Below are 23,280 nucleotides of genomic sequence, written 5' to 3'. Positions count from 1 at the left end.
GAAAACAACAGGGAGATAGGATTCGGCTGCGCTTCGTGCGCGGAGGCTCGATGGCTCCCTTTCGTGAAGAGGAAATTAAAGGATGGCTGGAGCTCTGGGCGCCGCGGCCCGGGGAAGGGCCCCTGCGACCGGGCGGAGAGCCCTTCGCTTTCGCCGGCGGCCCCATCGGCGTGTTGCTGGTCCATGGGTTCACCGGAGCCCCTCAGGAGATGCGCGGGCTGGGCCGATTTCTGGCCGAGAATGGGATGACCGTGCTGGGGATCCGGCTCCCTGGCCACGGGACCCGGCCGGAGGATCTGGAACGGGTGACATGGCGGGACTGGGTGGAGGCGGTGGCGCGGGGGGCGGACCTCCTGCGGGAACGCTGTACTCGGGTGTTCCTGTGCGGCCTTTCCCTGGGCGGCCTCCTGGTCCTCTATGAGGCCACCCGGCGTCCGCCCGACGGCCTCATCGTGATGGCCTCGCCCTATCGGATCCGGGACGTCCGTCTGCGTTTCCTCTGGCTGCTCAAGCGCCTGTTCCCATATGCCGGCAAGGACCCTTCGGATCTCCGAGATCCAGAAGTCCATAGGGAGCACGTCTCCTACTCCCGATATCCGCTCTCGGCCGTTGAGGAGCTGCTCCGGGTCCTCCGCGCGGCCACGTCCGGCCTGCCGCAGGTGCGCTGCCCGACGCTGCTCATTTACTCCTACGCGGACCGCACGGTCCCGCCGGATCAGGGATGGATGATTTACCACCGGCTGGGGAGCGCGGACAAGACCATCCACTGGTTGATCCGGAGCGGCCACGTGATCCCGGAGGACGTGGAGCGCGAGGAGGCCTTTGAACAGATCGCCCGCTTCATCCGGCGCGTGGCCAGCACGGAGCGCCTCCCCCAGTCTTGAGGAACCGGAGACTCTCATGCGGACGATGACTGTCGGCCTGATCGCGGACACCCACGTGCCGCAGCGCCTGCCCGCCCTGCCGCCACAGGTGGCGGAGGTTTTTCAGGGGGTGCATCTGATCCTGCACGCCGGGGATCTGAACCGCTGGCCGGTGCTGGAGGCGCTGGCCCGCCTGGCCCCGGTGGTTGCGGTCCGGGGGAACGCTGATTTAGGGCTCTCCCTGCCCTGGCGGGAAGTGGTGGAGGTCAACGGCGTCCGCATCGGCTTGGTCCACGGCCATGGAGGATGGGCCGTTTACCTGCGGAACAAGATCCGGGAGTCCACCCTGGGCTTCGAGCCCATCCGCTACCTGCGCTACGCTCGCTCCGCCTTCCCCGAGCCGGTCCATCTCATTGTCTCCGGACACACCCATCGGCCCCACCTGGTTCGGGTGAACGGGGTTTGGCTGCTGAACCCGGGCCCGGTGGCGCCGGATTACTACGTCCAGCCGGGGCCGTCGGTGGGCCTCCTCCACGTGCGGCCGGAGGAGGCGCGCTATGAATGGATCGACCTGACCTCCGGGAACGCCCGGTCTTATATGCTTCCCCTGGAGCCCTCCCCGGATGAGTTCGGAGCCTGAGCCCGCCTCTCCCCCGGAGAGGCGGGCGGGGGCGATCGATCCGCAGAGGCCGGCAGGCCGGCCCTGGATTTGACAGATCTGCCTTCTGCCGGTAAACTTTACGTTTGCGATCTCTGGAACACCGGAGCGGCCCTTCGGGGCCGCGGGAGGTGGTGTGGAATCCGGCAACGCCCTTCGGGAAGGGCAGATGGTGGTCCTCTGGATGAGGGGCGGCGTGCCTGTCCGCCCTGAGACCGCCAGAGGGATCAGGTTCTGAGGCGTCGGGGAGATCCCCGACGTGTTCGATGCGCCTCGATCGGAGCCTCAGGCGCTGCGTCCCGGCGCCCGACGCACCTCAACCCGGCCCCCGAATCCCGGGGAAACCTGAAGGAGGGAATGATCCTGATGATCCGGACAAGCGGCGAGAAGCGCTACGCGCATATCCCGGAGCTCCTGGAGCCGCCGAACCTCATCGAGATCCAGCACCGCTCGTTCCAGTGGTTCATCGAGGAGGGCCTCAAGGAGCTCTTCGATGAGATCTCGCCCATCGAGAGCCTCAACGGCCAGATGCGCCTGTATTTCCCGGGCGACAACCCGGTGGCCCGCCAGCTCAAGCTGCGCTACTGGTTCGACGAGCCGAAATACAGCGAGCTGGAGTGTCTGGAACGGGATCTCACCTACGGCCGCGGGATGTGGGTCCAGGTGGCCCTGATCGTGGCCGGGCGGGAGCCCATGGTGAAGGACGTGTTCTTCGGGGAGATCCCCTGGATGACCCGCAACGGGACGTTCATTTACAACGGCACCGAGCGGGTGGTGGTCTCCCAGCTGATCCGCTCCCCGGGCGTCTACTTCGATAAGGAGGAGGATCCCTCCCTGGGCCGCCCCCTGGCCATGGCCAAGCTGATCCCGGACCGCGGGGTGTGGCTGGAGTTCGAGACGCGCCGGAACGATCTGATCATCCTCCGCTTCAACCGTCGTCGCACGGTGCCAGTCACCCTCTTCCTGCGAGCCCTGGCGGCGACCGACGATGGGATCAGCCGCGTCCTGACGGAGGGGACAGATGAGGAGCTGCTGGAGCTCTTCAAGGACGTGGACACCCATCCGGATCATCCCTTCATCCTGAGCACCATCCGGCAGGAGGGCCGCCTGGAGCCCCGAGAGGGACGCACTCTGGCTCAGGAGGCCCTGATTGAGTTCTTCCGCCGGATGCGCCCGGGCGACCCGCCCACCCTGGAGAACGCCCACTCCTTCGTGGTCTCTCAGCTTTTCGACCCGCACCGATACGATCTGCACCGGGTGGGCCGTTACAAGCTCAACCGCCGGCTGGAGCTCGCCATCCCCATCCACCATCGCACCATCACCAAGCAGGACATCATCGCCATCCTGAAGGAGGTCATCCGCATCAACAACGGGCTGCGCCCGCCGGACGATATGGATCACCTGGGCAACCGCCGGGTGCGCACAGTCGGGGAGCTGATCCAGGCCAAGATGCGGGTGGGGCTGCGCCGGATGGAGCGGGTGATCCAGGAGCGGATGAGCATCGCGGACCCGGCCACGGTCACCCCGCTGCAGCTGATCAACATCCGTCCGGTGGTGGCCGCCCTGCGGGAGTTCTTCGGCTCCAGCCAGCTCTCCCAGTTCATGGACCAGACCAACCCCCTGGCGGAGCTCACCCACAAGCGCACCCTCTCCGCCCTCGGCCCCGGCGGGCTGCGGCGGGAGCGGGCGGGCTTCGAGGTCCGCGACGTCCATCTGAGCCACTACGGGCGGATCTGCCCGATTGAGACGCCCGAGGGGCCCAACATCGGCCTGATCGGCCGCCTGGCCATCTACAGCCGGGTGAACGAATACGGCTTCATCGAAACCCCTTACCGGAAGGTGGTCCGGGCGGTCCCCAACCAGCCCGAGGCGCTGGCCGGGCGGATCCTGCGGGAGGATGTGGTGGATCCGGCCACCGGCCAGGTGATCGCCCCCGCCGGGACGGAGGTGGACGCTGCTCTGGCGAAGCGGATCGCCCGTCTCCCCCTCCAGGAGATCAAAGTCCGCCCCTTCGTGACCGGGGAGATCGTCTACCTCACGGCGGACGAGGAGGAGCGCTACGTCATCGCCCAGGCCAACGTGGCGCTGGACGAGAAGGGGCATTTCCTGCAGGCCCGCGTCCCCGTCCGCCATATGGGCAAGTTCCTGATGGAGATCCCCGAGCGGGTGGATTACATGGACGTGGCGCCGCGGCAGATCGTGGGCGTCTCCGCCTCCTTAATTCCCTTCCTGGAGCACGATGACGCCAACCGGGCCCTGATGGGCTCTAACATGCAGCGCCAGGCGGTGCCCCTGCTGCGGCCGGAGGCGCCCATCGTGGCCACCGGGATGGAGCGGGTGGCCGCGCGGGATTCCGGGCACGTCCTCCTCTCCGAGGTCGACGGGGAGGTGGTCCAGGCCACCGCCGATGAGATCGTGATCCGGGGGACCAACCGGAAGCTGTATCGCTATCCGCTGCGGCGATTCCAGCGCTCCAATCAGAGCACCTGCATCCACCAGCGCCCGCTGGTCTTCAAGGGCCAGAAGGTGAAGAAGGGCCAGGTGATCGCCGACTCCAGCAGCACCGATCAGGGGATGCTGGCCCTGGGCCGCAATCTGGTGGTGGCTTTTCTCTCATGGGAGGGCCAGGTCTTCGAGGATGCCATCGTGATCAGCGAGCGCCTGGTCCGGGAGGATATTTACTCCTCGATCCACATCGAAAAGCATGAGGCGGAGGCCCGGGAGACCAAGCTGGGGCCGGAGGAGATCACCCGCGACATCCCCAACGTCGGCGAGGAGCAGCTGCGGGATCTGGATGAGAAGGGCATCGTCCGCATCGGCGCGGTGGTGGGCCCCGGCGACATCCTGGTGGGCAAGGTCACGCCCAAGGGGGAGCGGGAGATGACCCCCGAGGAGCGGTTGCTGCGGGCCATCTTCGGGGAGAAGGCCCACGATGTGAAGGACTCCTCCCTCCGCATGCCCCATGGGGAGCACGGCAAGGTGGTGGACGTGAAGGTCTTCTCCCGGGACGAATACCGGGAGCTCCCCGCCGGGGTGAACACGGTGGTGCGGGTCTCGGTGGCCCAATGGCGCAAGATCACCGAGGGCGACAAGATGGCCGGCCGCCACGGCAACAAGGGCGTGATCTCCAAAGTGGTCCCCATCGAGGATATGCCCTTCCTGCCCGACGGCACGCCGGTGGACATCATCCTCAACCCCCTGGGGGTGCCCAGCCGGATGAACATCGGGCAGCTGCTGGAGACCCATCTGGGCTGGGCCGCCTCGCGCCTGGGCTTCCGGGCCATCACCCCGGTGTTCGACGGGGCCGACGAGCAGGAAATCGAGGCGGAGCTGGCCCGGGCCTGGATGATCGACACCGCCTGGGAGGACGCGCGCCGGCAGTGCTGGAGCTGGTTGCAAGCCCAGGGGTATAACCTCTCGGAGCTCCGCGACGACGACGAGGCGCGCCTCCTCTACCTCTCGGCGATCCTGGGCGCCCGCGGCTACGATGTGGATCGCCTGGCCACCGATGAGGTTTACGCCCGCCGCAGCTGCCTGCGGGAGTGGCTGCGCGACCGGGGCTACGATCCCGACACCCTCCTGGTCTTCGAGGATGATCCCCGCCCGCCGGAGGAGCGCCGCAAAGCCGACGAGCGGGCCATCCTGGTGGGGCTGCGGCTGTGGATGGAGCGCCTGGGCGTGGACACCCGGGACATCCCCGATTCGGAGGTCCGCCGGCGGGCGACCGAGGTGATGCTCGAGACCGGCCAGCCGATGCCCATCCTGGGCAAGATGATCCTCTACGATGGCAAGACCGGGGAGCCCTTCGACCGGCCGGTGACGGTGGGCGTCATCTACATGATGAAGCTGGCCCACCTGGTGGAGGACAAGGTGCACGCCCGGTCCACCGGCCCCTACTCCCTGATCACCCAGCAGCCTCTGGGCGGCAAGGCGCAGTTCGGCGGGCAGCGCTTCGGCGAGATGGAGGTCTGGGCTCTGGAGGCCTATGGCGCGGCTTACACCCTCCAGGAGATGCTCACGGTGAAGTCCGACGACGTTCAGGGCCGCGTCAAGACCTACGAGGCCATCGTGAAGGGCCAGAAGATCGAGGAGCCCGGCCTGCCCGCCTCCTTCAAGGTCCTGGTCAAGGAGCTCCAATCCCTGGCCGTGGCCGTGGAGGCCATCACCGACTCCGGCGAGGTCATCCGCTTCGGCCGGGAAGAGGAGAAGCCGAAGCTGCCCCGCCTGCCTCTGGGCCTGCTGGACCTGGCCCCCGAGGGGGATGGGGAAACCCCAGCGTGAGCCGGTGGCCTGGGCGGAGCGCGCTCCTCGAGGGGAGGCCTTCCGATGCGGGACAGGTGCAGGGTTGCCTGTCCCGCATTTTGTTTCTGTAGGAGGGGCTTTAGCCCCGAGTTTGAATGTATGAAAGCCCCGCGGCAGCGCCCGACAGGCCGTTCCGGCATCCCCGGGTCGTCTGGATGGCCGTGGATCCTGGAAATTGTATCGCGGGCCCCCGGCCTATCCAGGTTAGATACGTCCGGGGCCCTCGTGGGCGGCCCTGAGAAGGCTCTTTGACTTTTTGATAAGATGTGAGAGGAGAGGCGAATGCGCTGTCCCCGTGGGATCGCAGGAGGAAGGGGAGATGGCCCGACGGTTCACCAATCAGGAGATCGCGGAGATCTTCGAGCACATCGCCGACATGCTGGAGATCCAGGGGGAGATCCCTTACAAGGTGATGGCCTACCGGAGGGCGGCGGAGAACATCGCCGCCCTGGGACGGGACATCTATGATCTCTGGCAGGAAGGGGCGTTGCGCACCATCCCCGGCGTGGGCGAGGCCATCGAGGAGAAGATCGACCAGCTGCTCCGCACCGGCCGCCTCGAGCTCTACGAACGCCTGAAGGCGGAGATCCCTTCCGGCCTGCTGGAGATGCGTCAGATCCCCGACATGGGGCCCAAGCGCATCAAAACGGTCTGGGAGAAGCTGGGGATCACCACGGTGGAGGAGCTGGAGCAGGCCGCCCGGGCGGGGAAGCTGCGGGATCTGCCCGGCTTCGGGGCCAAGCTGGAGAGCAAGATCCTCGCCGGCATCGAAGCCGTCAGGCGCCGCAAGATCGCCGGGCGGGTGCCCCTGGGCGCCGCCTGGCCCCTGGCCCAGGAGATCCTCCGGGCCCTCCACGAGGTCCCGGGGGTGCAGCGCCTGGCGGCCGCCGGCTCCTTCCGCCGCATGAAGGAGACCATCGGCGACCTGGACTTCCTGGTCGCGGCGGAGGACCCCGAGGCGGTGATGGAGCGCTTCACCACGTTGCCCATCGTGGAGACGGTGCTCCTCAAAGGCTCCACCAAATCCAGCGTCCGCCTGCGGAACGGGCTGCAGGCCGATCTGCGGGTGATCGAAGCGGCCCGCTGGGGCACGGCCCTGCAGTATTTCACGGGAAGCCAGCAGCACAACATCCAGCTGCGGGAGCACGCGCTCCGGCGGGGCTACAGCCTCAGCGAATACGCCCTCACCCGGGTGGAGAGCGGCGAGGAGCTCCTCTGCGCCACCGAGGAGGAAGTCTACGAGCGTCTGGGCCTCGCCTACATCCCGCCGGAGCTGCGGGAGGGCCGAGGGGAGATCGAGGCCGCTCTGGAGGGCCGCCTCCCCCGCCTGGTGACGATCGAGGACCTCCAGGGGGATCTGCAGGTGCACAGCACCTGGAGCGACGGGCAGGCTTCCATCCGCGATATGGCCCGGGCGGCGAAGGCGAAGGGCTACCGTTACATGCTGCTCACGGATCACTCCCAGAGCCTGGGGGTGGCCCGGGGGTTGACCCCGGAGCGGTTGCGGGAGCAGCGTCGGGAGGTGGAGTCGGTCAACGCCGAGCTGGGGGACGGCTTCCGCATCCTCCACGGGGCTGAGGTAGAGATCCGGGCCGACGGCCGCCTGGACTACCCGGACGAGGTGCTCGCCTCCCTGGACCTGGTGGTGGCCTCCGTCCACACCGGCCTGCGGCAGGACCGGGAGCGGGTGACCGCCCGTTTCCTGGCGGCGATCCACCATCCCCACGTGCACATCATCGCCCATCCCACCGGCCGGCTGCTGGGGGAGCGGGAGGGGGCGGACGCGGATTGGGAGGCCATCCTGCGGGCGGCGGCGGAGACGGGGACCCTGCTGGAGATCAATGCCAACCCCGCCCGATTGGATCTGCCGGACGCGCTGGCGCGGCGGGCCCTGGAGCTGGGCGGTTATCTGGTCATCAGCACGGATGCCCACAGCCCGGGGGAGCTGGACCTGATCCACTTCGGCGTGGCGGTGGCCCGGCGGGCCTGGGCCACGCCGGATCGCATCGCCAACACCTGGCCCCTGGAGCGGCTGCTGCGCTGGGCCCACGAGAAACCCGGGCGGGTGCGGCGGAGGTCCTGATCCTCCCGCCTCTTTCCTCATTCCGGCCCTTCGCGAACAGCGCCCAGGATTTTCAGGATCCCCGGGGTGAGGTCCAGGAGGGAGGTCGCCTCCCGGAAGACGGCGGCCCCAGGCCCGGCGACAAGGAGGGGGACCGGGTTCTCGGTATGCAGCCGTGTGGTCAGGTCTTCCATGTTGCCGTGATCGCTGGTCACGATGAGGGTGGCCTCGGGCGGCCGGTCGGCGAGCAACGCGCCCAGGAAACGATCCAGCACCTCGAGGACCGGCTCGGGGGGCAGGTGCCGGTGGCCCACGAGATCCGTGAGGAAGCTTTCGAAGAGCACGAGATCCGCCTCCCCGAGCAGGCGCAGCAGGCGGCGCGCCGCCTCCTCCGGCTCGACGGGCGGAAGCTCCGGGAACGGACGGCGATGGCGGCGCGCCCATTCCCCGGCGAAGGTATGGGTGATGTCCCAGAGCAGCGCCCGCCCTGCCATCAGGTCCTCGAAGGTCCGGAAAGGGAGGCCCGCCAGCCGGTTCATCCAGGTGGTCACGGAGGGCCGGAGCCGCCGCTGGGCGACCAGCTCCCAGTAGAGCTCGGAGTAGGCGTTGGCGAAGGTGGGACGGAAACCGGCGGCGCGCGCCCGGACGAACAGGCTGTGCTCCTTCAGCATCGCGATGAGATCGGAGGAAGGGTAGCCGGTCCGGTGGCCGCCGATGCGGGCCGGGGCGTTCAGGCCGGTGAAGAGGGCAGTCTGCCCGGTGGCGCTCTGGGGGAGCCCCGGCACGCCCAGGGTGGCGTCCAGCTCACGGCACAGGAGGTCTCCACCCTCCCCTGCACAGCCGCGCACCAGCGCCCGACCCAACCGGGCGCGCAGCCGGGGCAGGCCCGGGTCGAAAAGGGGGTTCCGACCGTCCGCCTCCCCCAGCCCTACGCCGTCCAGGAAAACCAGCACCACGGATCCCATCTTCGCCGGCCGTTATCGCCCCTGGTCATCGGGATCCGGGGGAGGGTCCCCCGCCGCCCCGGCCCTTCCCTCGTTGCGCCTTACATCTTGTAGCCGATGCGGCGCAGGAACTCCTTGCGGTGGGCCACGTCGGCCTCCGTCTCGATCCCGCGAGTGGCCACCCCATCGATCACTCCCAGGATCCCGCGGCCCTGTTCGGTCTCGGCGACGATGACCTGCATGGGGTTGGCGGAGGCGGCGTAGATGTGACAGACCTCGGGGACCATCTTGATGGCGTTGAGGACGTTGATGGGGTAGTAGCCCTTGCCCAACACCACGATGAAGAAGTGGCCGGCGCCGACAGCCAGGGCGTTCTTCTTGGCGATCTCCACCAACTCTGGATCGGTCCCGCTGGCGCGGACGAGGGCCGGCCCGGAGGACTCGCAGAAAGCCAGGCCGAACCGGATCCCCGGGACGGTGTTGACCAGGGCCTCGTGGATGTCCTCCACGGTCTTGATGAAGTGGCTCTGGCCCAGGATGACGTTGAGCTCCTCCGGCTTCTCGATGGGCACCACCTTGAGCTCGAGCGCCATGGGGCACCTCCTGCGCGATGGGATGGGATCCTGAGTTTCCCGCCTTCAGGGCACCGGGGCGGGCCTTTCCGGTCACCCCGCCGCGCGGTCGCGCGCGATCCGGATTCGGTGAAGGGGCACCTCCCGGGCCCCGAAGCGGAATTTATAGGGCTCGTCGCCCCGCAGGAAATCGAAGACCCGCTTGCCCTGCTCGATGGCCTGGCGGATCAGGTAGGCCAGCAGGACCACGCCCGGGCTCAGCGCGGCGTAGCGAGGATTGAGCCCGGCATTATACAGCCATATCCGATCCCGATCCTCGAAGTCCAGGTAAGTGGCGGCCTTCTCCCCCTCGATCTCCAGAAACGAGAGACGGGCCCAGCCCTCCCGCAGCCCCTGACGGATCACGCGGCGGAAGAACGCCTGCATCCGTTCGTGCAGGAAGGCGGCTTTCTCCGGGTTGCTTGCCGCCATCAGCGCCAGGAACGCCTCGATGGCCCCCTCCGCCTCCGGGCCGTCCTCCCGCAGGAGATACCAGCGAACGTTCCCCACGGCCTCCAGGCGGCGGATCTTGCGCCGCAGCTCATGGCGGTCCTTGCGATCCAGCATCTGCAGGTAGGCGTCCCAGGTCGGAGGCAAGGGGAGCATCGGGCAGATGGTCAGCCGCTCGCTGTGGACCGTCAGGCCATGGGCGGCAGCGGCTCCGGGCCACAGGGGGAAGAGGATCGAATCCTCCCGAATGTTCCAGAGGAGGAGGGTGTCCCATCCGGGTGCCTCCGGCCGGGTCAACCAGGCCAGGAGCGCGTGGATCACCGTTTCCTCCCACCCGGGCTCCACCAGCGGGTCCAGGTAATCGGTGACCTCCTCGCCGAAGGTCTCCAGGATCCACCGGCCGTCCCGGGCGATCCGTCGCAGCGGGATCAGGCCCACCAACCGGCCTTCCGCTTCGAACGTGACCAGGTATAGCTCCCCCTCCCCGAAGTGCTCCCACCAGGTCCGCAGCCAGGTCGGGCGCATGAAAGGGGAAGCCCCGGGCGATCGCCCGAGCAGATCCTGCCACGGATGAGCCAGCTCCTCGAAGGCTGCGATGTCGTGGAAGATGCACATTTGCATGCGTTCCTCACTCCGCGTCCCGAAGGTCGACGAGGTCCCGGGCGAAGATGCTCCAGGGCTCCGTTCCCGTCAGGTGCGCCCGGACCAGGGCGTAGAAGCTGCGGGGGGGTCCGCCGGGCTCCTGCTCGCGGACGAAGTCCACGACCAGGTAGCCGAGGGCGAAGGCGGTCTCGAAGAGCTCCCGGGTGTGGAAGCGCCAGGCGCGGGCCAGGCCGGGATCCTGACGCTTGACTTCCTGGAATCGGTGAGGGATCTCCACCAGCCAGAAGGCGACGTCGGGGGTCTGGAAGGTTTCAGGAGGGATGGGGAGCCCGCGATCATCGAAGCGACACGGGTTGACCAGGACCGCGCCGGCTTGCTCGAAGAGGGCCCGCGAGAGGGCGTAGTGGCCCTGGCGGAGCCGGGTGGCCACCCGCCGGCTGGCGATATACCAGTCCACCTGGAAGCGGTCTGTGGGCAGGCCCCGGTTCAGGGCATCATGCAGCTCGCCGTAGACGTTGCGCAGGTAGGTGTTGCACACCGCGCCCAGCTTGGCGATGTTGAAGTAGGCGTTGCGGCTCTCCAGGGGATCATAGGTCCAGGTGATCAGGCGGAGGCCCTGGTTGCGGACTGCTTCTCGCTGCGCCAGCTTGAGCTGGTAGCCGACGCCTTTGTCCTGCCATTCGGGGAGCACCCCCAGCTGGTGCGAGCAGTGCTTGAGCTTGACAGCGGCGGGGGCCTCCCGGCCGCGACGCTCGTCGGTCCCCAGGAAGCCGAAGACGAAGCCCACCAGCTGCCCCCCGGCGAAAGCGCCCAGGAGCACCCCGCCGTTGTGCGCGGCCGTGATCAGCACGTGGGCGGGCACCACGTCCAGATCCTCTGAGCCCCAGATCCGGCGCTGGAGCTCGATGCAGGCCTCGATCTCCTCCAGCGTGCGCAGCGGTCGGATCTCGATCTCCATCCGATCGCCCCTCCGTCGGGCAGCGAAGCGCGATTACCTCATTCCACATTGTAACACGCAGGAGTATGGGGTCGGGACAGATGTGGAAGGATCAGTCCGGGAGGGCGGGGAGCCAGAGGGCCAGCCCCTCCATCTCCTCCCGGGAGGCCGGCGCGGTCCCTTCGGCGCGCTCCGAGGGCCACAGGAGCGGGCCTCCGCAGAAGGGGCAGAGGGGGGAGATCCCGCTCTCGACGAAACCGGGGGCTTCCTCCGTGGCTCCCACGACCCATTCCTCTAGGCGCGTCCGGCGCACCCGCACCCCTTTGTGGGCCCGGCAAGCGATCCGTTCGCAGAACAGCACGGTCTCTTCGGACATCGACATGGGCTCCTCGCTTCACAGCGTCGGGCGATCCATGGCCATAAGAGGCGCGGCGGCGTTGCGCTCCTCCATTGTCCCGCGGATCGCCGCCGCTGTCGAACCCGGGGGAGCAGCCGGGGCCGGGGTCTTGACGCCGCGCACGGGAGGCGTTAAGATGAAAGCGACGATTAGAACAAATGTTCTAAAGGAGGACTCCATGGCCTGGCATCGGTGGGTGAGCGTTCTGCCGGAGCGCCAGGGTCTTTCGCCGGGTCGTGAGGAGGCGGGGAAGGCGGCGGCTCCGGAAGGGATGGAAGAGCCCATGGAGATCGGGCTGGGGGTGCCGCTCGTGGTCGGGCTGATGATGGCCGGGGGCTGGCTGGCCCTGGAGTGGTTCAACTACTCCGCCTCCCAGTATGCCCTTACGGTCTTCTTCGGGAACCTGATGGCCGATGGGTTGTCCTGGGCGGTGTTGCTGGCGCTGGGGCTGTGGCTGGTGGATCTCTCGGGCCTGCTCTACCTCTCGCTCCCCAGCGAGCGGGAGAAGCCGGGGTTCTGGTATGTGCTGGTGGCCTGGTTGCTCGCCTCGGGGGCCAACGCCCTCCTGAAGTGGTGGGCGGTGACCCTGGCCCTGATGGCCTCGCCCTTGGCCCAGCCCGGCGCGGGAGGGACGTCCCGCGCGGCCTCCCTCTTCCAGTCCGTGGGGCCCTACATCCCGACGGCCATCGCCTTCCTGGTCTGGACCGGTCGGGTGCTGCTGGTCAGCACGATGATGGGCCTCCTGTTGCCCGTGCTGCGCCAGCTCGGCCTCCGCTTGCAGACCTGGGCGGAGCAGGAAACGAGCCGGGCGGCCGAGGAGGCGGAGGCGGCCTCGACGGCCAGCACGGGGCCGCGCCTGGTGGAGTCCGGTCCGCGGGCGCAGCACGAGTGGAGCTCCCGAATGAAGCATCCGTGAGAGGAGCGCGCGGATGCAGGCGATTCGGGCGCAGCGTTGGGTGAGCCAGGGGCTGCCGCTGGGGGTGGCGATCCTAGCAGCTTCTTTGCTGCTGCCCCTCGCCGGGGTGGTGGCCCTTTCGCTCCATCCCGAGGAGACCGCCGTCCTGGAGCGCGCCGCGCGGGCTCCTGTCCCGGCTCCGGAGGCCCCGGAGGGCCTGGCGCCCCTCTTCACGCCGGAGGTGCAGCGCTGGTCGGATCGCATCCGAGCTTGGGCCCGGGCTTACGGTCTGGATCCCAATCTGGTGGCCACGGTGATGCAGATCGAGTCCTGTGGGGATCCGCAGGCCCGCTCCCGCAGCGGGGCCCTGGGCCTCTTCCAGGTGATGCCCTTCCACTTCGGGATCGGGGAGGACCCCCTGGATCCAGAGACCAACGCCCGGGCCGGCCTCGCCTATCTGGCGGAGGCGTTGCGAAAGGCCGAGGGGGATGTGGCCCATGCCCTGGCCGGCTACAACGGGGGGCATTCGGTGATCGGCCAGCCGGGGCGGTGGAGCGCGGAGACCCGCCGCTACGTCTACTGGGGCCTCGGCATCTATGAGGACGCCCGCCGGGGGCGGGCCCAGAGCGCCCGGCTCCAGGAGTGGCTGGAGGCCGGCGGGCGCAGCCTGTGCCAACAGGCCGCCCGGCGCTCGATTCGGTGAGCTCCTCCCCGGGGAAGCGAGGGAAGCGGGCCGCTCGCCCTCCGATTCCGCCCGGATTCTTCCCGGCGAACCGGCTTCCGCATATAGTTAAAGGCGGAACCGTTCGCGAATGAGCGACCTCAAGATCCATAGGCATCGCCGCTGAGAGGGACGGGCAGGAGGTGAGGAGGGATGAGCGCGGAGACCCCCATGCTGGCCCAGTATCGCCGCATCAAGGCCCGCTTCCCCGACGCCATCGTCATGTTCCGGCTGGGCGATTTCTACGAGATGTTCGAGGAGGACGCGAAGATCGCCGCTCGGGAGCTGGAGCTGGCCCTCACCTCCCGTGCCTTCTCCAAGGACATCCGCCTCCCCATGGCCGGGGTCCCGGCCCACCACGTCACCTCTTACATCGGCAAGCTCATCGCCAAGGGCTATAAGGTCGCCATTGTCGAGCAGCTCGAGGATCCCAAGAAGGTCAAGCGCCTGGTCAAGCGGGACGTGGTGCGGGTGATCACCCCGGGCACGGTGGTGGAGGAGGCGCTGCTCCGGGACCGACTGGAGAACTACCTGGCGGCCGTCGCCCCCTCCCCCGACGGCCGGGCCTTCGGCCTGGCGGCCATGGATCTCTCCACCGGGGAGTTCTTCACCACCCAGCTGGAGGGCCCGGAGGCGGAGCAGGCTCTGATGGAGGAGCTGGCCCGCCTGAGCCCGGCCGAGCTGGTGCTCCCGGAATCCCGCGCGCGGGAGGAGGCCTGGGTCGCCCGCCTGAAAGGGGAGCGCACCGTCCGCATCTCCCCGGTGGCCGACGCGGCCTTCGACCCGGAGCAGGCCCGTCGATCCCTCCTGGAACATTTCGGGGTGGCCTCCCTACAGCCCTTCGGCTGCGAGGGGTTGCCCTGGGCCATCGCCGCCGCCGGCGCCGCCCTCCACTACGTGAAATCCTCCCAGATCTCCGACCTCCGCCACCTGCGCCACCTCAGCACCTATCATCGGGATGCCTTCATGGGGCTGGATCCCATCACCCGGCGCAACCTGGAGCTCACCGAGACCATCCGGGAGCGCCGGACGGAGGGGAGCCTGTTCGCCGTCCTCAACCACACGGCCACCGCCATGGGGGCGCGACTGCTGCGCCGCTGGCTCCTCCAGCCCCTGGTGGATATTGAGGCCATCCGGATGCGCCTGGACGCCGTGGAGGAGCTGGTGCGGGATGGGCTGCTGCGCCAAGACCTGCGGCGGCTGCTGGACGGCCTTTACGACGTGGAGCGGCTGGTGGGCCGCATCGGCTTCGGCAACGCCAACGCCCGGGACCTGGTGGCCCTCAAGCGGACGCTGCAGCGGATCCCGCAGATCCGAAGCCGGCTGCTGTGGGCTCAATCCGCCCGCCTGCAGGCCCTGCGGGACGCCCTGGATCCATGCGTGGAGGTGGTCTCGCTGATCGACCGGGCCATTGTGGACGATCCCCCCATCTTGTTGCGGGAGGGCGGCCTGATCAAGCCCGGCTATCACGAGGAGCTGGACCGATTGCGTCGGGCGGAGGAGGAGGGCCGGCGTTGGCTGGCGGAGCTGGAGCAGCGGGAGCGGGCCCGCACCGGCATCGACAGCCTCCGCGTCCGTTACAACGAGATCTTCGGGTTCTTCATCGAAGTCCCTCGATCGAAGGCCAACCAGGTGCCTGCCGATTACGAGCGGCGGGCCACCATCACCCACGCCGAGCGGTTCGTCACCCCGGAGCTCAAGGCCCGGGAGACGCAGATCCTGGCCACCCGGGAGCGCATCGAGGACCTGGAATATGAGCTCTTCGTGGAGATTCGGGGGAAGGTCGCCGAGCACATCGAGCGCCTGCAGGGGGTGGCCCGCCATCTGGCCGAGCTGGACGTCTACCAGGCCCTGGCGGAGGCCGCCGCCCGCTACGGCTACACGCGCCCCATCGTGGAGGAGAGCGATCGCATTGAGATCCGGGAGGGCCGCCATCCCATGGTCGAGCGTTGTCTCCCGCCCGGCGAGCCCTTCGTGCCCAACGACGCGGAGCTCAGCCACGCCTGCCGCCTGATCATCCTCACTGGTCCCAACCTGAGCGGCAAATCCGTCTATATCCGGCAGGTGGCCCTCATCGCCCTCATGGCTCAGATGGGCTCCTTCGTGCCTGCCCGCTCCGCCCGCATCGGGGTGGTGGATCGTCTCTTCGCCCGGGTAGGGGCCAGCGACGACATCACCGCCGGGATCTCCACCTTCATGGCGGAGATGATGGAGACCGCCTACATCCTCCACCACGCCACCCCCCGCTCTCTGGTGATCCTGGACGAGGTGGGGCGGGGGACCAGCACCTATGATGGGATGAGCCTGGCCTGGGCGGTGGCCGAGGCCCTCCACGATGAGGTGCAGGCCCGGACCCTCTTCGCGACGCATTATCACGAGCTGACCCGGCTGGCGGAGCGGCTGGAAGGAGCTATCAATATGACGATGGCGGTGCGGGAGGTGGGGGATCAGGTGGTGTTCCTGCGGCGGGTGGTGCCAGGGGCGGCGGACAAGTCCTACGGGATCCATGTAGCCCGCCTGGCCGGCCTGCCGGACTGGGTGATCCGGCGGGCGCAGCAGATCCTCGCGGAGCTCGAGGGCGCCCGGCGCGGCCCGGAGCTTCCAGCCGCCCGGCCGGAGCAGCCCCCCGCCCTCCCCCGGGAGTTCGAGGAGGCCTACCGCCTGCTGCAGGAGCTCCTCGGGCTGGATCTGGTCAACATAACCCCGTTGCAGGCCCTCCTGGTCCTGAACGAGTTCCAGACGCGATGGCGCCAGCTCCTGTCCCTCCGAGGGGAGCCTCGCTGACCTTACAGATCCAGTGGCGCCTCCGCGAGGGCCTCCAGCTGGGGAAGAGTCAGCCGATGCCGGCGGAGGGCGCGGGCCAGAAGGATCATCTCCTCAATCTGCCGACGGCTCTCTCCGTCGAAACGGCTCTCCCGGGCCCGATACAGGACCGGCCAGGGCATCCCCCGCCGGACGGCCTCCTGGCGCAGCCCCTCCAGGGCCCGGGCAACCGGCGGGGGGAGCATCCGCTCCAGCCAAGCGGCCGCCCAGTCCGCTTCCGGATCCGGGCGGATCTGCAGAGCGGGCCCGGCCTCCACCCACACTCCCCCTGCGCAACGTTGCCAGGTCGGCGCCGCGACGTAGGCCTCCACCGCATCCAGGTCCAGGTCCCGCACCAGGAGCTCCACCCGCTCCCCTTCCGGCGTCATCCCCGCCAGCTCGGCCCGGGGCTCCTCATAGCCGAAGCGGACCAGCCAGAGGGTCACCCACGGGGCCCGGATCACCCCGCCCCGTTCCATACGGACCTGATGGGGGATTACCCGCCGGGGCTGAGTCCACTCGGGGAAAGCAAAAGCGACCTCCACGGGGCCGGGGGCGAGGATCTCCTCCCCGCGGCGTAAAAGGATCCCCCGAAGCGCTTCTGACGAGAAAGGCGGGGCAACCCCCCACAGGAGGATCCGCCCCGCCCGAAGGGTGGCCAAGGCCGGCAGCCGGAGCATCGCCTCAGGCGGGCTGGAGGGCGGCCATGGTGTTGCGGATGAGCTGGACCGACCGCTCGAGCATGGCGCGCTCCTCCTCGTTGAGGGGCAGCTCGATGATCTGCTCCACGCCCTTGCGGCCCAGCTTCACCGGGACCCCGAAGCAGATGTCGTGGAGGCCGTATTCGCCCTGCAGATACACCGAGCAGGGGACGATCAGCTTCTGGTCCTTGAGGATGGCCTCCACCATCTGGGCCACCGCCGCGCCGGGGGCGTAGTAGGCGCTCCCCGTCTTGAGCAAGCTCACGATCTCCCCGCCGCCCTTGCGGGTGCGGTCAACGATGGCGTCGATCTTCTCCTTGGGGAGCAGCATGGAGATGGGGATGCCGGCCACAGTGGTGAAGCGCACCATCGGGACCATTTCGTCCCCGTGTCCGCCCAGCACCATGGCCTGGACGTTCTCCACCGCCACGTCCAGCTCCATGGCGATGAAGGTGCGCATCCGGGCGCTGTCCAGGATCCCGGCCTGCCCGATGACCCGCTCCCGGGGGAGGCCGGAGAGCTTGTAGGCCAGGTAGGTCATGGTGTCCAGCGGGTTGGTCACCACGATGTAGATCGCGTTCGGGGAGAGAGGGACCGCTTTGCTGATCACATCCCGGATGATGTTGGCGTTGACGTTGACCAGGTCCTCCCGGCTCATCCCGGGTTTACGAGGGACACCGGCGGTGATGACCACGATGTCGGAGTTCGCCGTCGGCTCGTAGTCCGTGGTCCCGATGAGGCGGGTGTTGTAGCCGACGATGGGGCCGGCCTGCATGAGGTCGAGGGCTTTCCCTTTCGGCATGCCTTCGGTCTGGGGGATGTCCACCAGCACGATGTCCCCGAGCTCCCGCTCCGCCAGCCAGTGGGCCGTCGTGGCGCCCACGTTCCCCGCACCGACAATCGTGATCTTGGGGCGCATGGGGATTCCTCCTTCGGATTGTAAAACCCTTCACGAAGATTATAGCCGAATTTTGGGATCTAGGGACCGTCATCCCGGGCGATCGTCGTAGAGGGCGGAGAGGGGGAGGCGGGCGGCCGTCGCCAGCCGCCACGCTAAGGCGAGGGCCCCGAGGCTGAGGGCGGCGACCATCCCCAGCCAGAGCAGATCCCCGGAGCGCAGATAGGCCCCAATGGCGTTGGCGATCAGCACGTGGACCAGACGGGCGAGGGTGCTCACGGCGAAGGCGGGGCCGAGGGGGAGCGGAGAAAGCCCGACGGCCCACGCCAGGAGATCGTCCGGTGTGAAGGGCAGCAGGAAGACGATTAGGATGAGGACCAATCCGTAGCGCCGGAGCAGACGATCCATCCGTTCCAGCCGATGGGCCGGAAGCCCGGCCAGGAGCAGCGGGCGGCCCAGGATACGGGCCACGGCCATGGTGAGGCCGTTTCCCAGGCTGACCCCGATCCAGGTGACCAGGGATCCCCACCAGGGCCCGAACCAGTAGCCGCTGATCCACCCCAGCAACGCCCCCGGCAACGGCGCGAGGATCACCTGCAGGGCGTTCAATCCGATGAGGAGGAAGGCTCCCGTCGCCCGGTTGGCCGCCAGCCATGCCTCCAGCCGCTCCCGCTCGGTCACCATGGGCCACAGATGGGGGAAGAGGAGGAGGCCGCCGGCGGCCAGGGCGATGAGCCCTGCGCCCCGCAACCACAGGCCGACTCGGGGTCCGCGAGGAAGCAGGCGGGACACTCGAATCCTCCACGCGGGCAAGGGACGGGGGCTGGGAACACGCGGGGGGTGGCCCCATCGGACCACCCCCCGCAGTCGGGACGGGCGGATTTGAACCGCCGACCCCTGCAACCCCATTGCAGTGCGCTAACCTGGCTGCGCCACGTCCCGATCTATTTCCAATTATAGCCTTCTCCCTGGGATCCGGCAAGCCTGGGGCGCTCTTCGAGGCCGGCGGAAGCCGGGCGGAGGAGGGAACCAGCGGGCCAGACCATCCGCTCCGGGGGCAGCCGGTCCAGTTCGGCCTCCGGGAAGGGGACCTCACCGCTGAAGTAGAGCACATCCACCTCGCCGTCGTAGCGATAGCGCCGCCGCACCCACCCCGAGCCGACCCGCATCACCACGTCGAACCAGACCAAGGCGTTCTCCACGTCGTAGGCCTCGCCCAGGACCCAGGAGGGGGAATCCGAGGGCAGGGTTGGCCGGAGGCGGCCCATCGCCCGCTCCCACAACCGCTGGCGCCGGGCCTCCGGGGAGAGAGGCGCTTCCCGAGAAGCCGTCGAACGCTTCCAGAAACCCATGGGATCGTTCCCTCCGCTTCGCCTCCGGGCGGTGATGATCCGTCAACGGGCCTCCGCCGGCTCCTCCACCAGGCGCTCGGTGACGCCGAGGATGTGATACCCGGCGTCGACGAAGATCACCTCGCCGGTGATGGCGGCCGCCCGGTCGCTGCACAGCCAGGCGGCCAATGCCCCCACGTCATCAATGGTGACATTGCGCCGCAGGGGGACGATCTCCCGGAACAGGCTGTAGAGGGAGCGGAACCCCGGGATGCCGGTCGCCGCCAGGGTGCGGATCGGGCCGGCGGAGATGGCGTTGACCCGGATGCCCTTCGGCCCCAGGTCATAGGCCAGGTAACGGACCGAGGCCTCCAGGGCGGCCTTGGCCACGCCCATCACGTTGTAGTGCGGGACCACCTTCTCCGAGCCGTAGTAGGTCAGGGTGAGCAGCGCCCCGCCGTTCTTCATCAGGGGCGCGGCCTCCCGGGCCAGGGCGGTGAAGGAATACACGCTCACGTCCATGGCGACGCGGAACCCTTCGCGGGAGGTCAGGTAATACGGTCCGCTCAGCTCCTCCCGCTTCGCGAAGGCCACGGCGTGGACCAGGATGTCCAGCCGGTCGTAGGCCTGGCGGTATTTCTCGAAGAGAGCGGTGATCTGGTCGTCATCGCTCAAGTCGCACGGCTCGATGAAGGACGCCCCCACGCTCTCCGCCAGGGGGCGCACCCGTCGCTCCAGGGCCGGCCCGGCGTAGGAGAAGGCCAGGGTGGCCCCCTCCGCATGCATCGCCTTGGCGATGCCCCAGGCGATGGAGTGGTCGTTCGCCACCCCGAAGATCAAGGCGATCTTCCCATCCAGCAGCCCCATTGGAGGCCTCCCTCGAAGAGGTGATGCGCATCCAATTATAGAGGCCCTGACGGCAGCGCGGCCGCCGGCGGCCGGCCAGGCGTCCCTCCCTTAGGTGGAGGTCAGGGTCCGCACGTGCAGGATCTCCTCCTTTCCGATCGGCCGAACCTCATCCCGGCTCAGGGTAACCACCGCCACCGTCTTCCCGTCGCCCGTCACGAACTCCACCTCGAATCCGATCCCCTCCCCGTAAACGTGCACCACGACTCCTACATCTCCGGCCCGTAAGCCGTGCTCCGGTAGATCCCGCATCAGTACCACACTGTCTAGTTCTCGGATCATCGCTCATTCCTCCTCTCGAGGATAGGCGGTAACCAGCCGCGGCTGATCTTGACCCGCTTCCACAATCCATATCGTTCGAATCCACACCAATTCCCCTTTTGGTGTCCGCAGCTGACCATCCACGACATATTTGCTGCCGTATGGCGTCTCAAGGATGCCTCTCACGAGGCCCTCCCGAGCAACTTCCAGGAGCGCCTCCTGCAGAAGCTCTGGGTGTCTTTCATTGAACCCAAGGGCACGGAAGAACCTGGCCTTTGCCCTGCCGACGCTGTGTGTTTCCGACAGCAGATATCGAGTGATCTTGGACAAAGGGACGTAGGCGTTTTCGGCATTCGGGAGCGGCATTGGAAGGCTCCACAAATGGCGATGGCTGTCTCTCGCGGCGATCCGGGGGCGCGGCACCCCACCGGATGAACCCATAGCCCGATGAAGGAGGCGCCCGCTCTTCATTTTAACCAAGCCACTGATTCGGCGGGCCAATGGCGTCCACGAATCGAGGCGCGGATGCCCGGACAGGTCCTTCCGCCTTCATCGAGGCTTACCCGGAGAGCGGTCTCTGCCGATGCGAGGGATGTGTTTTCGATCTCACGCCGATTGGAAATCGGCCTCTCAAGGCGCTGGCGCGCCGGGCGTCGGCCTTCGCCGACGCGAAGGATGCTTTTTGGTCGGCGTAGGCCGACCGTTGGCCGAAGGCTTTCGCGCCGATTGAAATCGGCCTTCTAAGGCGCTTTCGCGCCAAGCGTCGGTCTTGGCCGACGCCAAGGAGGTTCTTTGGGTCGGCGCAGGCCGACCGTTGGCCGAAGGCTCCCCGAGGTCGAATTCATTCGACGCCTAAGCCGATACCCCCCGAGCGTCGCGGGCCTTGTCATCGGATTCCCCCTTGAGTTACAATGAACCCTGAGATCGAAATCGGGCGGCCGGGGCGTCCGGCTCCAGCCGTGGCGCGGGAGGGGCACCTTTCCACTTACAGGAGGCCGGGATGCTGGACAGGCTTCAACGCCTGCAGGAGGCCCTTCAGGCTCACGTGCGCCCGGCCACCTTCCCGGTGGCGATCCGGATGATCGCCCCGGGGGAGCCGTGGCCGGAGAAGACCCGCTTCCCCAAACGGGATTTCGGCCAGCAGATCGCCATCTGTCAGGGATTCGCCATCGCCCGTCATTACGGTTGGATCATCGGGATGCGAGGGGAGGACCTCTCCTGCCCCCTCGCCAAAGCCGTGTGGGGCTTTGAACCGTTGCTCGATTACTACCTCAACGGCATGACCTGCGCCGGGATGTATACGGAAACCCCGGCCGCCGGAGCGGTGAGCGAGGCCCAGGTCGACAAATGGGAATACCGCCAGTGGGAAGGCGTCGTCGTCGCCCCCCTTCATCGCACCACCTTTGAGCCCCATGTGATCCTCATCTACGGGAACTCCGCTCAAGTCATGCGCCTGGTGGTCGCCCGCCTCTGGAAGACGGGAGGGCGTCTCACCTCCTCTTTCTCCGGGCGCATCGACTGCGCCGACGCGGTGATCACCACCATGAAGACCGATGAGTGCCAGGTCATCCTCCCCTGCTACGGCGATCGGGTCTTCGGCCAGGCCCAGGACGACGAGATGGCCTTCACCATCCCGAACAGCAAGATCGAGTGGATCGTCGAGGGACTGGAGGGCACCCACAAGGGCGGCATCCGCTACCCCATCCCCAAGTTCCTCCGCTACACCGGGATCTACCCCGATCATTACATGGAGATGGAACGCCAGTGGAGGGAAAAGAAAGAAGCGACACCCTCAGGATGAACAACCGCTCAGGAGGCAGCGATGGCGGTCGAGGTAAAAGAGTTCCTTCCGATCACCCAGCGCCATGAGGACCTCGGGCTCTCCGACGAGACCGTCCTCCGGATGTATTACCACCTCCTCCTCTCCCGCCGGCTCGACGAGCGCTGTTGGGTTCTGCAGCGCCAGGGCCGCGTCCCCTTCCACATCTCCGGCATCGCCCACGAAGGCATCGGGGTGGGGGCTGCCTACGCCCTGCGCAAAGGGTTCGACATCGTGCACCCTTACTATCGGGACCTCGCTCTCTCCATCGCCCTGGGGATGAAGCCGGTGGAGTTCATGCTCGCCCTCTACGGGAAGAAGGGCGATCCCCACAGCGCCGCCCGCCAGATGCCCTCCCACTTCAGCCTCCGCCACCTGAACATCATCGCCGGCTCCAGCCCCGTTGCCACCCAGCTTCCTCAGGCCGCCGGCATCGCCCTCGCGGAGGTCCTCAAACAAAAGCTCCGGCCCCAGCTGGAGGCCGCCGGGTTCCGGGTGAGCCGGGAGATGCGGGTGGTCCTCACCTCCACTGGCGAGGGCAGCACCAGCGAGGGTGACTTCCACGAGGCGTTGAACTGGGCCGGTATCTACAAGCTCCCCCTCATCGTCCTGGTCCACAACAACCAGTATGCGATCTCCGTGCCGGTCTGGAAGCAGATGGCGGTGAAGCGTGTCGCTGATCGGGCCGCTGCCTACGGTATCCACGGGGCTGTCTGCGACGGCGGCAACGTCCTGGAGGTCTATCAGGTCGTGAAGGAGGCGGTGGATCGGGCGCGGGCGGGGGAGGGGACGACCCTCATCGAGGCGGTGACCTACCGGTGGACCCCCCATTCGTCCGATGACGATGATCGGACTTACCGGACGCGGGAGGAGGTGGAGCAGGGCAAGTTGCGGGATCCGCTGCCCCGCCTGCGGGATTATCTCTACCGGCGAAGCCTCCTCACCCAACGGCTCGAGGACGAGCTGGAGGAGCGGGTGCGGGCCGAGGTGGATGAGGCCCAGCGGCAGGCGGAGGAAGCCCCTTATCCGGCTCCCGAGGAGGCCCTGGCCCCTGTCTTCGCCACGGAGGACCGCTCCGGCTGGTGGGGGGAGTGAAAGCGCCCCGCGTCTTCGTCGAAC

21 protein-coding genes and 1 tRNA gene are annotated in these 23,280 nt (G+C 67.9%); 9 read left to right on the top strand and 13 right to left on the bottom strand.

Annotated elements, in window-relative coordinates; translation table 11 throughout:
* Positions 1-50: 50 nt before the first annotated feature.
* The 4 genes from CFB18_RS08610 (at position 51) to polX (ending at position 7,906) form a co-directional block, all read left to right on the top strand.
* Positions 51-884, top strand: a complete 834-nt coding sequence (locus CFB18_RS08610) for an alpha/beta hydrolase (protein WP_088571400.1) — start codon at positions 51-53, stop codon at positions 882-884.
* Between the two features lie 16 nt (positions 885-900).
* Positions 901-1,503 (top strand): metallophosphoesterase family protein, encoded by a 603-nt coding sequence (locus tag CFB18_RS08605; protein WP_088571399.1) that lies wholly within the window; start codon positions 901-903, stop codon positions 1,501-1,503.
* Positions 1,504-1,878: 375 nt separating this feature from the next.
* Positions 1,879-5,802 (top strand): DNA-directed RNA polymerase subunit beta, encoded by a 3,924-nt coding sequence (locus CFB18_RS08600; RefSeq protein WP_407084006.1) that lies wholly within the window; start codon positions 1,879-1,881, stop codon positions 5,800-5,802.
* A gap of 340 nt (positions 5,803-6,142) precedes the next feature.
* The gene (gene polX / locus CFB18_RS08595; RefSeq protein WP_088571398.1) at positions 6,143-7,906 is read left to right on the top strand and encodes a DNA polymerase/3'-5' exonuclease PolX; all 1,764 of its coding nucleotides are present in this window, start codon (positions 6,143-6,145) and stop codon (positions 7,904-7,906) included.
* A 17-nt stretch (positions 7,907-7,923) separates the two neighbouring features.
* Here the strand turns inward: polX and CFB18_RS08590 are convergent, their stop codons facing one another.
* The 5 genes from CFB18_RS08590 to CFB18_RS08570 form a co-directional block, all read right to left on the bottom strand.
* Positions 7,924-8,841: an alkaline phosphatase family protein gene (locus CFB18_RS08590; protein WP_143597560.1), complete on the bottom strand. Its 918-nt coding sequence runs from the start codon at positions 8,839-8,841 to the stop codon at positions 7,924-7,926.
* 89 nt (positions 8,842-8,930) lie between these two features.
* Positions 8,931-9,422, bottom strand: coding sequence for an adenosine-specific kinase (locus CFB18_RS08585; RefSeq protein ID WP_088571396.1), 492 nt, complete (start codon positions 9,420-9,422; stop codon positions 8,931-8,933).
* Between the two features lie 72 nt (positions 9,423-9,494).
* The gene (locus tag CFB18_RS08580; protein ID WP_088571395.1) at positions 9,495-10,511 is read right to left on the bottom strand and encodes a GNAT family N-acetyltransferase; all 1,017 of its coding nucleotides are present in this window, start codon (positions 10,509-10,511) and stop codon (positions 9,495-9,497) included.
* A gap of 7 nt (positions 10,512-10,518) precedes the next feature.
* Positions 10,519-11,451 (bottom strand): GNAT family N-acetyltransferase, encoded by a 933-nt coding sequence (locus CFB18_RS08575; protein WP_200808139.1) that lies wholly within the window; start codon positions 11,449-11,451, stop codon positions 10,519-10,521.
* A 91-nt stretch (positions 11,452-11,542) separates the two neighbouring features.
* Complete coding sequence (locus CFB18_RS08570) at positions 11,543-11,806, bottom strand: hypothetical protein (RefSeq protein ID WP_088571394.1); 264 nt, start codon at positions 11,804-11,806, stop codon at positions 11,543-11,545.
* Between the two features lie 199 nt (positions 11,807-12,005).
* Here CFB18_RS08570 and CFB18_RS08565 point away from each other — a divergent pair, with 199 nt between their 5' ends.
* The 3 genes from CFB18_RS08565 (at position 12,006) to mutS (ending at position 16,227) form a co-directional block, all read left to right on the top strand.
* A complete protein-coding gene (locus tag CFB18_RS08565) occupies positions 12,006-12,743 on the top strand; it encodes a hypothetical protein (RefSeq protein WP_088571393.1) in 738 nt (245 codons plus the stop codon).
* Between the two features lie 13 nt (positions 12,744-12,756).
* On the top strand, positions 12,757-13,425 hold the full coding sequence (locus CFB18_RS08560; protein ID WP_088571392.1) for a lytic transglycosylase domain-containing protein: 669 nt from the start codon (positions 12,757-12,759) through the stop codon (positions 13,423-13,425).
* Between the two features lie 171 nt (positions 13,426-13,596).
* Positions 13,597-16,227: a DNA mismatch repair protein MutS gene (mutS, locus tag CFB18_RS08555; protein WP_088571391.1), complete on the top strand. Its 2,631-nt coding sequence runs from the start codon at positions 13,597-13,599 to the stop codon at positions 16,225-16,227.
* A 2-nt stretch (positions 16,228-16,229) separates the two neighbouring features.
* On the opposite strand, the gene CFB18_RS08550 is transcribed toward mutS, so the two are convergent.
* The 8 genes from CFB18_RS08550 to CFB18_RS08515 form a co-directional block, all read right to left on the bottom strand.
* Positions 16,230-16,925, bottom strand: a complete 696-nt coding sequence (locus CFB18_RS08550) for a hypothetical protein (protein ID WP_088571390.1) — start codon at positions 16,923-16,925, stop codon at positions 16,230-16,232.
* Positions 16,926-16,929: 4 nt separating this feature from the next.
* Positions 16,930-17,865 (bottom strand): malate dehydrogenase, encoded by a 936-nt coding sequence (gene mdh / locus CFB18_RS08545; protein ID WP_088571389.1) that lies wholly within the window; start codon positions 17,863-17,865, stop codon positions 16,930-16,932.
* A gap of 69 nt (positions 17,866-17,934) precedes the next feature.
* Entirely contained in the window at positions 17,935-18,636 is a 702-nt protein-coding gene (locus CFB18_RS08540) for a TVP38/TMEM64 family protein (RefSeq protein WP_143597559.1), read from the bottom strand.
* 75 nt (positions 18,637-18,711) lie between these two features.
* A tRNA-Pro gene (locus CFB18_RS08535) sits at positions 18,712-18,786 on the bottom strand.
* A 2-nt stretch (positions 18,787-18,788) separates the two neighbouring features.
* The gene (locus tag CFB18_RS08530) at positions 18,789-19,196 is read right to left on the bottom strand and encodes a hypothetical protein (protein WP_088571387.1); all 408 of its coding nucleotides are present in this window, start codon (positions 19,194-19,196) and stop codon (positions 18,789-18,791) included.
* 42 nt (positions 19,197-19,238) lie between these two features.
* On the bottom strand, positions 19,239-20,042 hold the full coding sequence (locus CFB18_RS08525; protein WP_088571386.1) for an enoyl-ACP reductase FabI: 804 nt from the start codon (positions 20,040-20,042) through the stop codon (positions 19,239-19,241).
* 90 nt (positions 20,043-20,132) lie between these two features.
* Positions 20,133-20,363: a DUF4926 domain-containing protein gene (locus CFB18_RS08520; RefSeq protein ID WP_088571385.1), complete on the bottom strand. Its 231-nt coding sequence runs from the start codon at positions 20,361-20,363 to the stop codon at positions 20,133-20,135.
* Between the two features lie 3 nt (positions 20,364-20,366).
* Positions 20,367-20,708: a DUF6883 domain-containing protein gene (locus CFB18_RS08515; protein WP_088571384.1), complete on the bottom strand. Its 342-nt coding sequence runs from the start codon at positions 20,706-20,708 to the stop codon at positions 20,367-20,369.
* Between the two features lie 634 nt (positions 20,709-21,342).
* Between CFB18_RS08515 and CFB18_RS08510 the strand changes: the two genes are divergently transcribed.
* On the top strand, positions 21,343-22,143 hold the full coding sequence (locus CFB18_RS08510; RefSeq protein ID WP_088571383.1) for a DUF169 domain-containing protein: 801 nt from the start codon (positions 21,343-21,345) through the stop codon (positions 22,141-22,143).
* Positions 22,144-22,164: 21 nt separating this feature from the next.
* Positions 22,165-23,256, top strand: a complete 1,092-nt coding sequence (locus CFB18_RS08505; protein WP_088571382.1) for a thiamine pyrophosphate-dependent dehydrogenase E1 component subunit alpha — start codon at positions 22,165-22,167, stop codon at positions 23,254-23,256.
* The last annotated feature ends 24 nt before the right edge of the window (positions 23,257-23,280 follow it).

The sequence above is a fragment of the Thermoflexus hugenholtzii JAD2 genome, assembly GCF_900187885.1.
Classification (GTDB): domain Bacteria; phylum Chloroflexota; class Anaerolineae; order Thermoflexales; family Thermoflexaceae; genus Thermoflexus; species Thermoflexus hugenholtzii.
This window is presented reverse-complemented; position numbering and strand designations above follow the sequence as displayed.